Here is a 12,505-nt window from a genome sequence, read left to right on the forward strand (position 1 = left end):
GCGCTGGATGAGTGCCACCTGTGGGACAGGTGGTGTCCATGTGCTTTCTTCTAGGGGTGGGACAGTTGAGTCCACGCAGGACCCATGCGTACAAGCCGCTCGGCCTGAAACGGCGGGCCTGGCTGACCGTCGGAGCCGTCGTGCTCAGTGGCGCGGGTGTCGTCACGTACGCGGTGGCCGATCCGCCGTCCGCGCCGGCCGACCCGCGGGAGGAGGCCCGCGAGCCCAGCATCCACACGCTGGAGCTGGAGAACCGGGGGGCGGGCCGCCGGGGTCTCGACCGGCAGGCCACGGAGCGCTTCAGCGCGGTCCTGGTGACCTGGGACAACCCGGAGGCGGACGCCAAGGGCACGCCCGAGGTGCGCACCCGGGACCTGGAGACCCGCAAGTGGTCCGGCTGGCAGGAGCTGGAGGACGAGCCGAACCAGGCGGACGGCGCGGAGGGCGAGCGGGCGGCGACCCGCGGCGGCACGGCGTCGCTGTGGACCGACGACGCCGACGGCGTCGAGGTACGCGTGGTGAACGGCGACGGCACCCAGGTGGGCGGCCAGCCGGCCGGCATGGACGTCAAGCTCCTCGACCCGGGCACGGACCCCGAGGGCGCGCCGACGGTCGCGAACATGGAGCCGGCCGCGTTCACGGCGGAGACCACGGCACCGGTGACCACGGAGCCGACGCCGACGCAGACGCAGACCACCGGGACGCCGTCGGAGCCGGCCGCCACGGAGACGGCCGGTCCCACGGACACGACGTCCGCGGAGCCGACCGGCACCCCGTCGGAGACGGCGGCCACGGACACCGCGTCCCCCGAGCCGACGCCCACCGTCCCCGAGCCCCGCCCGTCGACGGTCGTGAAGCCGCCGATCATCACGCAGGCCGAGTGGGGCGCGTCCACGGACTACGACGGCACGCCGAGCTACGGCACCGACATCAAGGCCGCCGTCGTCCACCACACCGGCGTCGACAGCGACAACAGCGTCTCCTGCGCCGACTCGCGGGCCCGGATGCGCTCCATCCAGCAGGAGCACTTCGCGCGCGGCTACTACGACATCGGCTACAACTTCGTCGTCGACCGCTGCGGTCAGATCTTCGAGGGCCGCAGCGGCGGCATGGACCTGCCGGTGGTCGGCGCGCACGACGTCGGCTTCAACACCGACACGCTCGGCATCTCGTACATAGGCAACTTCGAGAGCGCCCACCCGAGCCGGGCCGCGCTGGACTCGATCGCGCGGGTCGTCGCCTGGAAGTTCGGCATGTACGGCATCGACCCGGCCGGCAAGGTCACGCTGACCTCCGGCACGGAGGCCGGGGTCACCGGCAACAAGATCGACAAGGGTGAGTCGGTCACCCTGCCGCGGGTCTTCGGCCACCGGGACACCAACAACACGGCCTGCCCCGGCAAGAACCTGTACCCGAAGCTGTCCCGGATCGCCTCGCTCGCCAGGACCCCGGGCATCTCGCACGCCCTGGCCACCTCGGACCACAACCGGGACGGCCTCGCCGACCTGGTCGCCGGCACCCCGAAGGCCTCGGGCGGCGGCAGCGTGACCGTGATCCCCGGCGGGCTGGACGGCCCGGTCACCGGCGCCAGGAAGACGATCACCCAGAGCAGCGCCGGCGTCCCCGGCTCCAACGAGTCCGGTGACGGCTTCGGCACCTCCACCGCCTGGGGCGACGTCAACGGCGACGGGTACGCCGACCTCGCGATCGGCATCCCCGGCGAGGACGACACCACCGGCCACACCGACCGCGGCGGCGTCGCGGTGATGTACGGCCCGGACCTGGACACCGGCTTCTCGTACGGCACGACGGGTGTCACGGAGACCGGCGCCAGGTTCGGCACCACGGTCGCCGTCGGCGACTTCGACGGTGACGGCAAGGCGGACGTGTTCGCGGCCGGCACCGGCCGGGGCGGCAACTGGAACGCCCGTCACACCGACGGCGCCACCAAGTACGGCACGCTCACCGGCGCCACGGGCGCCGTCTCCTACCTGGACGCCGCGAGCGGCGACTTCAACCGGGACGGCTACGCGGACATCGCCCTCAACTACCGCGACACCGGCGGCATCAGCCGCATCGTCCGCTTCGCGGGCTCCGCGTCCGGCCTGACCAAGGCGGGCGTCATCTCCGTCAAGGGCGGGCGCTCCCTCGCCGCGGGCGACTTCGACGGCAACGGCTACGACGACATCGTCATCGGCCAGCCGGTGGCCGCCGAGTCCGGCGGTTCGACGCCGGGCGGGCGGATCGTCATGGTCCTGGGCACGTCGACCGGGTTCACCACCACCGGCATGCGGACCCTCCACCAGGACACCTCCGGCGTCCCCGGCGGCAACGAGTCCGGTGACGGGCTGGGCACCTCGGTCTCGGCCGGCGACCACAACCGCGACGGCTACGCGGACGTCCTGGCCGGCGCCCCCGGCGAGGACCTCTCCCGCAGCGGCACCCGCAGGGACGCGGGCCAGGCGCTCCTGTTCCGCGGCGGCTCCTCCGGCCTCACCGGCTCCGGCGCGGTGGGCGTCTCCCAGGACACCTCCGGCATCCCCGGCTCCACGGAGTCCGGTGACCGGTTCGGTTCCTCGGTGTCCCTGACGGACCTGTCCGGCTACGGCCGCGCGGACCTGTCGGTCGGGGCCGAGGGCGAGGACACGTCGGACGGCGTGCTCCTGTACCTGCCGAGCAACGGCTCGGGCCTCGGCTACGGCGACTCGTACGTCTTCGGCAGGGGCGCCCTCGGCCTGGCGGCGGACGTGCGCATCGGGCAGACGCTGACCCCGTAGCACCGCACCACCGCGTCACCGGTGAGACGACGGCCGGGGCCCCGCATGGCGCGCGGGGCCCCGGCCGTCGTCTCACCGGACGGCACGGCCGTCAGGTCCGTGCCGTACCGTCCGACGCGTCCCGGCACAGCAGGCGCAGGGAGCCGTCGCCCGTGTAGCAGCGGCGGGCCTCGTCGATGGGGTCCCAGAGATGGCCGTCGGGGGTGCGGACCCAGTGGTCGCCGCCGGAGGACCACCACTCGCCGCCGGTCTGGCGGGCGATCACCTCGCCGGCGTAGGCGCCGAATCCGCGCAGCACCAGTTCCACGGCGGCGAACGGGGCCGCCTCCTGGCGTATGTCCTCGATCATCCGGTCGACGCTCCACAGACTGCGCGCCGAGTAGTCGAGGCGCAGCCGGGCCCCTTCGCGCATCGCCGCCACCGCGTCCGCCGCCCAGCGGACCGGCTTGGTCGCGGCCGAGGGCCTGGTCTCCTGCTGTGTGGTCACAGTCGTCGCAGTCGTCACATCCTGGTAAGCGCTCCGGAGAAGCGTTTCGTCACCCTGATGCGCGGGCGGCCGCTCAGCCGTCCCTGCGGCTGCGGCGGGAGACCACGGCGCGCAGCACCCGGCGCCCCTCCGTCGAGACCTCCAGGGCTCCGCGCAGGCCCCCCGGACCGTGGGCGGCGAGGAGTTCCAGGACCGTGAGCTGACGGCGCAGTTCGGCGGCGAGCAGCGGTGACAGGCCGTCGGGGCGGCCGTCACGGCGGGCGTCGGCGAGGTCGGTGTCGTCGTCGGCGCCGTCCAGCAGCCGGTGGATCCGCAGCGCGGCGACGGAGCAGTCGTCGGCCCACTCCCGCAGCCCGGCGGCGGACCGCTCGGCGGGGGCGCCGGCGAGCATCCGGTGCGCGAGGGCCACGGCCTCGTCCGCACCGTCGGCCGACGCTTCCAGCGTGCCGCGGGCCTGCTCCAGCCGCCGCGCCCAGTCCCCGGCGGGCACGGCCTCCGCGAGGCTCCCCCACAGCGGCCGCAGCACCTCGTCACCGCCGCCCAGCAGCGGTACGCACCGATCCAAACAAGCCAACCCGCTCGCGGCCAGCCCGCGCTCGTCGGCTTGTGCGATCAGTTCCACCAGGCTCATCCACGCCTCCTCAAGGAATGTTCACGGGCCCCGGAGAGGCCCTCACGTGCCCCATCCCTCACGGAGCCCGCATCTCCCCTTACTGCGTGCGACGGGCCCGGAGTGTCACAGGGGCACCACGCCGAGCCGGTCGAGCAGGCGGAAGAAGAGGTTTTCGGCCACCGGTTCGGGGTCGGCGGTCAACACCTCGGCCAGGTCCTCGGCGGAGGCGGTGCGCCCCGCCTCCTCGGCCCAGAAGACGGCCCGTTCGGCGGCGTCGGAGGGCTCCAGGAAGTAGTCCTCCAGCGTGAGCCCCTCCTGCTGCCCTTCGAGGTAACCGGCCATGCGGGCCCGCGCCAGACAGGTCGTCCACGCCCCGCTCTCCGGTGAGGCCGCCTCCACCACCACGCAGTCGCTGTTCATGACGTATCCGAACAGCGCGGGCGCGCCGGTCTCCCGGGCCAGGTCGTTCATGTTCCCGACGTCGCCCTGGCCGCCCGGGTACTCCCACACCTGCCAGCCGTCGGGCGCCGAGGTGCGCAGGGTCATGCCCCCGGCCGCACCGGCCAGCGTGTCCAGCCCGGCGAGCGGCCGCTCCCCGCGGCCCACGACGAAATACCCCCAGTAGCCCATGTGCCGGTGTTCCCCCCGGGTGTCGCGGTCGGTTCGTCAGAACACCACCACAGTCGTACGGGGGTTCGCAGCCGTATGCGGCAATTCACCCCGTGACGGGGAGCCGTCAGTCCAGCTCGCCCGCCAGGTCCCGGAACTCCGCCCACGACAGCTCCGGCTCGTCCGGGTCCCACAGCTTCTGGACGGTCGCCGCCAGCGGCAGCCGGATCCCGTCCGCGACCTGCTCCTGGGTCTGGGCCCCGGGGATGTCGCCCCAGACGGCGAAGGACCCGCCGAGGATCCGGTCGTCGTACCGCTCCGGGACGGCGGTGGTGCCGCGCAGCACCAGCGGCGTCCACTGCTCGTAGATCCGCTCCCCCGTCGGGTAGACGAAGGTCAGGGGCTCCCCGAGCACGTAGTAGAGGAACTCGTCGTTGTGGTTGACGACCTCGCGGCCCTCGCTCAGGTACTCCGCCGGCTGCCGGGCGCCGATCTCCTTGCCGGTCCAGTAGGCGACCCGGATGTCCTCGGCCGCCCGCACCGACCCGCCCCGGAAGAAGCCGTCGTTCCACGCGCGGGGCGTGCGGTCGTGGGCGCGGACGGTGGCGGCCCGGTCGTTCAGCCAGCCGGTGGTCAGGTCCTCCACGGTCGCGCCGGAGCCGTACTTCTCCCGCGCGGCGGCGGCGAGGCCCGGGAACGACGCCTCGGGGTCGGGGACCACCAGCGCCTGGTACTCGTCGCCGCCCAGGTGCCACTGCCCGCCCGGGAAGAGCCCGGCGTACTCGTCCAGCAGGTCGTCGACGATCTCCGCGGACCCGGGCTTGGAGATGTCGATCGCGCCGCGCACGGCATCGCCGTCCACGTCGCGCAGCTGGAGGTCCGGGTGGGCGGCGAGGACCGCGCCGAGGTGTCCGGGCGAGTCGATCTCGGGGACGACGGTGATGTGCCGGCTCTCCGCGAGGCCGACGATCCTCTTCACCTGCGCCTTGGTGAGGTGGTCCGCGGACACGATCTCCGGGTGCGCGTCGGACTCGATGCGGAAGCCCTGGTCGTCGGAGAAGTGCAGGCCGATCTCGTTGAACTTCAGGTCGCCCAGTTCGCGGATCCGGTCCTCGATCCAGCCGGCGTCGTAGTGCTTGCGCGCGATGTCCAGCATCAGCCCGCGCCGCTGCTTGGCGGGCTCGTCGCGCACCACGCCCTCGGGGGCGGTGCCGGCCCCCTTGATCTCCTGCTTGAGCGTGCGGGTGCCGTAGAACACGCCCGGCTCACCGGGGGCGCTCACGGTCACGCTCCCGCCCCGCACGGTCACCGTGTACGACTCCGGGTTCGCGCCCCCGTCCCGGTTCAGCTCCAGCCGCAGGTCCCCGGCCCGCCGGTCGTCCTTCTCCCCCGCGTACGCCAGTCCCAGCTCACCGGCTATCAGGCGTCCCTCGTCGGCCAGCGCGGGGTCGTCCACGACCACCCGGTGGTCCTTCGCGGGGCGCCAGCCCAGGCCGCGCTCCGCGGTGTGGTCGCGTACGGCGGGTATGGTGCGCGGCGCCTCGGACAAGGGGTAAGTGCGGCCAGGGCTCGGGCTGCCGCCCGGTGCCGTCCCGGCGGAGGACGCCGCCGCCGAGCCCGCGGGCGGGCCGTCGTCGTCCGAGGCCGCCCAGAGTCCGAGGCTCACGCCGGACGCGGCCACCAGCGTGCCCGCGGCGACGGCCGTGACCAGCACCCGTCGCCGGTGCTGCCTGGGGTGCCGGTGCTGCCCGTGCTGCCTGTGCTGACTCACCCGGCCAACGTACGACCCGAACGAGTGAAGCGCGTCATCAAGCCGCTCTCAAACTCTGCCGTCCGGGTGAATTCGGGGTACCGATCGGACACGTCTCGGACTCACTCGATAACGTGACGTCAGAACTGTCACAGCATCTTCCACCGACACACACGCGACGCCCACGAGGACCCACGCTGCCCGCGCACCGTCTCCCAGACCTCCCCGGCCGAGTCGCCATACCCGGACAGTCCCGCGGCGCGCCCGGCGTCCCGGCCGCGCTGGAGCGGTTCAACACCGCTCCCCCCGCGGACGCCGAGCGCGCCCTCCTGGCCTGTCTGCGCAGCCCGCGCTGGGCCCTGCGCCTCTCCGGCCACCGCCCCTACCCGGACGTGCCGTCCCTCCTCGCGGCCTCCGACGAGGCGGCGTACGACCTCTCCTCCAAGGAACTGGCGGAGGCCCTGGCCGCGGAACCCCGCCCCGCCCTCCCCGACGGCACGTACTCCGCCGCCCACACGGCCCTGACCGCGGCCCACACGGCGTACGAGACCAAGTTCGGCCACGTCTTCGTCATCTGCCTGGACGACGTCCCCGAGGAGGAGACCCTGGACCGGGTCCTGGAGGACATCCGGTCACGATTGGCGAACGATCCGGACGAGGAGAGAGCAGTGGCGGCGGAGGAACTCCGCCGCCTGGCACGGGCCAGACTGGTGAACACGCTCAGGTGAGCACCCTTGGGGGCGCGGGGCTGTAACGATCTGCGGCTCCGCCGCGTGGGCGCGACCGGCCACGACGGCGCCGCACCCGGCACACAACCGGACACTCCACCCCGGACGCCGCCGCGATAGCCCGTAAGCGTGCCAGTTCGATCACACCGGCAGGCCCCCTGTAAGCGCCACGGGCATCCGTCGCTAACATGCTGGGGGCCGGTGGACCGTACCCGGCCGGGCCCGACCGACAAGGAAAGCCGGCGCGGCCCCGAACCCCGCTCCCGGAGGAAACTTCCGTGCCGGCTGGAACGCTGTACCGCGGCCGGGAAGGAATGTGGTCCTGGGTGGCTCATCGAGTCACCGGCGTCCTCATCTTCTTCTTCCTGTTCGTTCACGTGCTGGACACCGCTCTCGTGCGGGTGTCCCCCGAGGCCTACGACGAGGTCGTGGCCACGTACAAGACGCCGATCGTCGCGCTGCTGGAGTACGGCCTCGTCGCCGCCATCCTGTTCCACGCGCTCAACGGCCTGCGTGTCATCGCCGTCGACTTCTGGGTCAAGGGCGCCCGCTACCAGAAGCAGATGCTCTGGACCGTCGTCGCCATCTGGGTCGTGCTGATGCTCGGGGCGATCTACCCCGTCCTCGGCCACGCCGCTCGTGAACTGTTCGGGAGCTGACACCCATGTCCACGACTGACACCACCGCCTCGGGCGTCGGCCCCGTCGAAGGCGCCCCGCTCTACTCCGTCGACAACCCGGCACCGGTCATCGAGCCCCCGCGCAAGCGGACCAAGAAGAGCCCGAAGAGCACGCGCGGCAACTTCGAGATGGCCGCCTGGCTGTTCATGCGCCTGTCCGGCGTCGTCCTGGTCGTCCTCGTCATCGGCCACCTGCTGATCCAGCTGGTCCTCGACGGCGGCGTCTCCAAGATCGGCTTCGCCTTCGTGGCCGGCCGCTGGGCCTCGCCGTTCTGGCAGGTCTGGGACCTGCTGATGCTGTGGCTGGCGATGCTGCACGGCGCCAACGGCCTGCGCACGGTCATCAACGACTACGCGGAGCGGCCGAACACCCGGCTGTGGCTCAAGGGCCTGCTCTACACCGCCACGGTGTTCACCATCCTGCTGGGCACGCTGGTGATCTTCACCTTCGACCCGAACATCCGCTAGGCACGGGGCTGCGAGAATCATGAAGATCCACAAGTACGACACCGTCATCGTCGGCGCCGGTGGCGCCGGTATGCGCGCCGCCATCGAGTCGACGAAGCGCAGCCGCACCGCCGTGCTGACCAAGCTCTACCCCACCCGCTCCCACACGGGCGCCGCGCAGGGCGGCATGGCCGCCGCGCTGGCCAACGTGGAGGAGGACAACTGGGAGTGGCACACCTTCGACACGGTCAAGGGCGGTGACTACCTGGTCGACCAGGACGCCGCCGAGATCCTGGCGAAGGAGGCCATCGACTCCGTCCTCGACCTGGAGAAGATGGGCCTGCCGTTCAACCGGACCCCGAACGGCACGATCGACCAGCGCCGCTTCGGCGGTCACAGCCGCAACCACGGCGAGGCCCCGGTCCGCCGCTCCTGCTACGCGGCCGACCGCACCGGCCACATGATCCTCCAGACGCTGTACCAGAACTGCGTCAAGGAGGGCGTGGAGTTCTTCAACGAGTTCTACGTCCTGGACCAGCTCATCACCGAGGTCGACGGCGTCAAGAAGTCCGCCGGCGTGGTCGCGTACGAGCTGGCGACCGGCGAGATCCACGTCTTCCAGGCGAAGGCCGTGATCTACGCGTCCGGCGGCACCGGCAAGTTCTTCAAGGTGACGTCGAACGCGCACACGCTGACCGGTGACGGCCAGGCCGCCGTGTACCGGCGCGGGCTGCCGCTGGAGGACATGGAGTTCTTCCAGTTCCACCCGACCGGCATCTGGCGCATGGGCATCCTGCTGACGGAGGGCGCCCGCGGTGAGGGCGGCATCCTGCGCAACAAGGACGGCGAGCGCTTCATGGAGAAGTACGCGCCGGTCATGAAGGACCTCGCGTCCCGTGACGTCGTCTCGCGCTCCATCTACACGGAGATCCGCGAGGGCCGCGGCTGCGGTCCCGAGGGCGACCACGTCTACCTGGACCTCACCCACCTCCCGCCGGAGCAGCTCGACGCCAAGCTGCCCGACATCACGGAGTTCGCGCGGACCTACCTCGGCATCGAGCCCTACACGGACCCGATCCCGATCCAGCCGACCGCGCACTACGCGATGGGCGGCATCCCGACCAACGTCCAGGGTGAGGTCCTCGCGGACAACACCACCGTCGTCCCGGGCCTGTACGCGGCCGGCGAGGTCGCCTGCGTCTCCGTGCACGGCGCCAACCGCCTGGGCACCAACTCGCTGCTGGACATCAACGTGTTCGGCAAGCGGGCCGGCATCGCGGCGGCGGAGTACTCTCAGAAGGCCGACTTCGTCGAGCTGCCGGAGAACCCGGAGTCCCTGGTCGTCGAGCAGATCGAGCGGCTGCGGTCCTCCACCGGCAACGAGCGGGTGGCCACCATCCGCCGTGAGCTGCAGGAGACCATGGACGCCAACGTCATGGTGTTCCGCACCGAGCAGACGATCAAGACGGCGGTCGAGAAGATCGCCGAGCTGCGCGAGCGCTACAAGAACGTCGCCATCCAGGACAAGGGCAAGCGGTTCAACACGGACCTGCTGGAAGCGATCGAGCTGGGCAACCTGCTGGACCTCGCCGAGGTCATGGCGGTGTCCGCCCTCGCCCGCAAGGAGTCCCGCGGCGGTCACTACCGCGAGGACTACCCGAACCGCGACGACGTCAACTTCATGCGCCACACGATGGCGTACCGCGAGGTCGGCGCCGACGGCACCGAGACCGTCCGTCTGGACTACAAGCCGGTCGTCCAGACCCGCTACCAGCCGATGGAGCGTAAGTACTGATGGCTACCCCTGTTCTGGACAAGGCGGACGCGGCCGGTTCCCCCGAGCCCGGTTTCGCCGACTCCCCGTACATCACCGTCACGATGCGGATCCGCCGGTTCAACCCGGAGGTCTCGGCGGAGGCGGTCTGGGAAGACTTCCAGCTGGAGATCGACCCCAAGGAGCGTGTCCTCGACGCGCTGCACAAGATCAAGTGGGACCTGGACGGCACGCTGACCTTCCGCCGTTCCTGCGCCCACGGCATCTGCGGCTCCGACGCCATGCGGATCAACGGCAAGAACCGCCTGGCGTGCAAGACGCTGATCAAGGACATCAACCCCGAGAAGCCGATCACGGTCGAGGCCATCAAGGGCCTGACGGTCCTCAAGGACCTGGTCGTGGACATGGAGCCGTTCTTCCAGGCCTACCGGGACGTGATGCCCTTCCTGATCACGAAGGACACCAACGAGCCGACGCGCGAGCGGCTGCAGTCCGCCGAGGACCGCGAGCGCTTCGACGACACGACGAAGTGCATCCTGTGCGCCGCGTGCACGTCCTCGTGCCCGGTGTTCTGGAACGACGGGCAGTACTTCGGCCCGGCGGCCATCGTCAACGCGCACCGCTTCATCTTCGACTCGCGTGACGAGGCCGGCGAGCAGCGCCTGGAGATCCTCAACGACCGCGACGGCGTCTGGCGCTGCCGCACGACCTTCAACTGCACGGACGCCTGCCCGCGCGGCATCGAGGTCACGAAGGCGATCGCGGAAGTGAAGCGCGCGCTGATCACGCGCCGCTACTGAGGCACGTCACTCGTACGTCCGTGAGGGCCCCGTCTCCGCCGGAGACGGGGCCCTCTGGCATATGCCACACGTTTGGGTGAACGCGGCCGAGACGGACGTGAGGGCGTCCTCCGCCCTACGATGATGGTCTCGACACCAGCCCCTAGGAGGCACGCGATGTCCGCAGCATCCGTCGAGCGGCCCCACGACGAGCGTCCGCTGATCGCGGAGGCGAACCGTCTCATGGACCGCAATCCGGGCTACCGCGTCGAGATCATCGGAGGCCAGATCCTCGTGACCCCGCCACCGGACGGCCCGCACGCCGTAGTCCTGACCGACCTCATGTTGCCGTTCGCGACCGCCGGCTTGCACGGCGCGGATTCAAAGGTGGTCCAGGGCATCGGACTCTGGCTGCCGACCGACACCGAAGACTACGCAATCCCCGACCTTGCGGTGGTCGACGCGGACTTCCGCGACCACCTCATCGAGAACAACTCCTACGACCCGGTCTGCTTCCGCCTCGTCCTAGAGGTCACTTCCAGCAACTGGAAGACCGACCTCAAGACCAAGGTCGCCGCCTATGCCGAGGCGAAGATCCCCGTCTACGTGATCGTCGACCGCAAGCACCAGCGCATCCACGTCCTGACCGATCCGGTCGGGAACGAGTACGCCGGCCACCGCTTCCACTCCCCCGGCCAGCAGGTCACCCTCCCCGACTCCATCGGTGCCAAGGTCACCTTGGACGTAGCCGAGATCCTTCAGGCCGGGCAGCCGCGCAAGGCCGACTGAACCGCACGCCGGGCGCGGCGGTTCCGTGACACAGCCCACTCCACCTCGGAGTTGAACACGTTCAAAACATAGGTCTAGAGTCTCCCCTGTCAGCGTTTTGAACGCGTTCAAGAAGGGCTGGGGGACATGGACCGTACGGTCATCGCCTACGTCATCTACCTGGTGGTCAGCATCGGGCTGACCGTGTGGGTCGCTCGCACGCTCAGCAGCAACGGACGGATCTTCCTCTCCGACGTGCTGCACGGCAACGAGAAGCTCGCCGACGCCGTCAACCACCTCCTGGTGGTCGGCTTCTACCTCGTCAACCTCGGGTTCGTCGCGCTGTACCTGAGCGACGACGAGACGATCACCGACACGCGCGGCGTCTTCGAGGCCCTGTCCACCAAGCTCGGCGTGGTGCTGCTGGTGCTCGGCGTGATGCACCTGGGCAACGTGTACGTGCTCAACAGGATCCGGCGGCGCGGGGTGATGGAGCGGGAGCAGGTCCCGCCGGTGCCGCCGCAGGGCTGGGCGGCCCCGCCGGCCCCGCAGGCCGGGGCGTGAGCGGCGTGGCGGCCGCACACGGGGACCGGGGCGCCGCGCGCGTCCCGGTCCGCCGGCTCACCGTGCTGTACGACGCCGACTGCTCCCTGTGCGCCTTCGTACGGGACTGGCTGGTGCGCCAGCCGCAGTTGGTGCCCCTGGAACTGGTCCCGGCGGCCTCGGAGGCGGCGCGGGCCCGGTTCCCCGGCCTCGACCACGGATCCACCCTGGAGGAGATCACCGTGGTCGGTGACGCCGGGCAGGTGTACCGGGGCGCCGCCGCCTGGGTCGTCACCCTGTGGGCGCTGCGCGAGTACCGGCGGCTGGCCCACCGGCTGAGCACCCCGTCCGGCGCCCTGCTCGCCAAGGGCGCGGTGCTGGCCGCCGCCAAGTGGCGCGGGGCGGTGTCCGGGTGGGGCGGCGGCGTGTACCGCCGGGGCGACGGGTGGACGTACGATCCGCGCGGCGGCTGGAGCTACACCGCGCCGGGCTGCGACGCGGGCACCTGCACCGCCCCGTAGGGCGTCCGTCCGTGGCGTTAGGCTCTCTTT

The 12,505-nt window shown here is 71.2% G+C and carries 13 protein-coding genes; 9 read left to right on the forward strand and 4 right to left on the reverse strand.

Annotation, left to right across the window (positions count from 1 at the left end; genetic code table 11):
* Positions 1-65: 65 nt before the first annotated feature.
* The gene (locus ACF1DX_RS06965; protein ID WP_391790178.1) at positions 66-2,777 is read left to right on the forward strand and encodes an N-acetylmuramoyl-L-alanine amidase; all 2,712 of its coding nucleotides are present in this window, start codon (positions 66-68) and stop codon (positions 2,775-2,777) included.
* Positions 2,778-2,868: 91 nt separating this feature from the next.
* Here ACF1DX_RS06965 and ACF1DX_RS06970 read toward each other — a convergent pair whose 3' ends face one another.
* From ACF1DX_RS06970 to ACF1DX_RS06985, 4 genes are all read right to left on the reverse strand, one after another.
* Complete coding sequence (locus ACF1DX_RS06970; RefSeq protein WP_391790179.1) at positions 2,869-3,264, reverse strand: hypothetical protein; 396 nt, start codon at positions 3,262-3,264, stop codon at positions 2,869-2,871.
* Between the two features lie 73 nt (positions 3,265-3,337).
* Complete coding sequence (locus ACF1DX_RS06975; RefSeq protein ID WP_391790180.1) at positions 3,338-3,895, reverse strand: hypothetical protein; 558 nt, start codon at positions 3,893-3,895, stop codon at positions 3,338-3,340.
* A 105-nt stretch (positions 3,896-4,000) separates the two neighbouring features.
* Complete coding sequence (locus ACF1DX_RS06980; protein WP_391790181.1) at positions 4,001-4,507, reverse strand: hypothetical protein; 507 nt, start codon at positions 4,505-4,507, stop codon at positions 4,001-4,003.
* Positions 4,508-4,613: 106 nt separating this feature from the next.
* On the reverse strand, positions 4,614-6,197 hold the full coding sequence (locus ACF1DX_RS06985; RefSeq protein WP_391790470.1) for a glycoside hydrolase family 20 protein: 1,584 nt from the start codon (positions 6,195-6,197) through the stop codon (positions 4,614-4,616).
* Between the two features lie 173 nt (positions 6,198-6,370).
* Between ACF1DX_RS06985 and ACF1DX_RS06990 the strand changes: the two genes are divergently transcribed.
* The 8 genes from ACF1DX_RS06990 to ACF1DX_RS07025 all read left to right on the forward strand — a co-directional run bounded on the left by ACF1DX_RS06990 (position 6,371) and on the right by ACF1DX_RS07025 (position 12,475).
* Positions 6,371-6,964, forward strand: a complete 594-nt coding sequence (locus ACF1DX_RS06990) for a 2-oxo-4-hydroxy-4-carboxy-5-ureidoimidazoline decarboxylase (RefSeq protein ID WP_391790182.1) — start codon at positions 6,371-6,373, stop codon at positions 6,962-6,964.
* A gap of 278 nt (positions 6,965-7,242) precedes the next feature.
* The gene (gene sdhC / locus ACF1DX_RS06995) at positions 7,243-7,623 is read left to right on the forward strand and encodes a succinate dehydrogenase, cytochrome b556 subunit (RefSeq protein ID WP_030871364.1); all 381 of its coding nucleotides are present in this window, start codon (positions 7,243-7,245) and stop codon (positions 7,621-7,623) included.
* A 5-nt stretch (positions 7,624-7,628) separates the two neighbouring features.
* Positions 7,629-8,111: a succinate dehydrogenase hydrophobic membrane anchor subunit gene (locus ACF1DX_RS07000; protein WP_386013083.1), complete on the forward strand. Its 483-nt coding sequence runs from the start codon at positions 7,629-7,631 to the stop codon at positions 8,109-8,111.
* Between the two features lie 19 nt (positions 8,112-8,130).
* A complete protein-coding gene (gene sdhA / locus ACF1DX_RS07005; RefSeq protein ID WP_391790183.1) occupies positions 8,131-9,885 on the forward strand; it encodes a succinate dehydrogenase flavoprotein subunit in 1,755 nt (584 codons plus the stop codon).
* Entirely contained in the window at positions 9,885-10,664 is a 780-nt protein-coding gene (locus ACF1DX_RS07010; RefSeq protein WP_030829816.1) for a succinate dehydrogenase iron-sulfur subunit, read from the forward strand. The genes sdhA and ACF1DX_RS07010 overlap by 1 nt, the downstream gene beginning before the upstream one ends.
* Before the next feature lie 156 nt (positions 10,665-10,820).
* Positions 10,821-11,432 (forward strand): Uma2 family endonuclease, encoded by a 612-nt coding sequence (locus ACF1DX_RS07015; RefSeq protein ID WP_391790184.1) that lies wholly within the window; start codon positions 10,821-10,823, stop codon positions 11,430-11,432.
* Between the two features lie 126 nt (positions 11,433-11,558).
* Positions 11,559-11,975 (forward strand): hypothetical protein, encoded by a 417-nt coding sequence (locus tag ACF1DX_RS07020; RefSeq protein ID WP_391790185.1) that lies wholly within the window; start codon positions 11,559-11,561, stop codon positions 11,973-11,975.
* Positions 11,972-12,475, forward strand: coding sequence for a thiol-disulfide oxidoreductase DCC family protein (locus ACF1DX_RS07025; RefSeq protein ID WP_391790186.1), 504 nt, complete (start codon positions 11,972-11,974; stop codon positions 12,473-12,475). Before ACF1DX_RS07020 ends, ACF1DX_RS07025 begins: the two co-directional genes overlap by 4 nt.
* The last annotated feature ends 30 nt before the right edge of the window (positions 12,476-12,505 follow it).

It is taken from the genome of Streptomyces sp. NPDC014676, from assembly GCF_043084105.1.
In the GTDB taxonomy this organism is placed as follows: Bacteria; Actinomycetota; Actinomycetes; order Streptomycetales; family Streptomycetaceae; genus Streptomyces.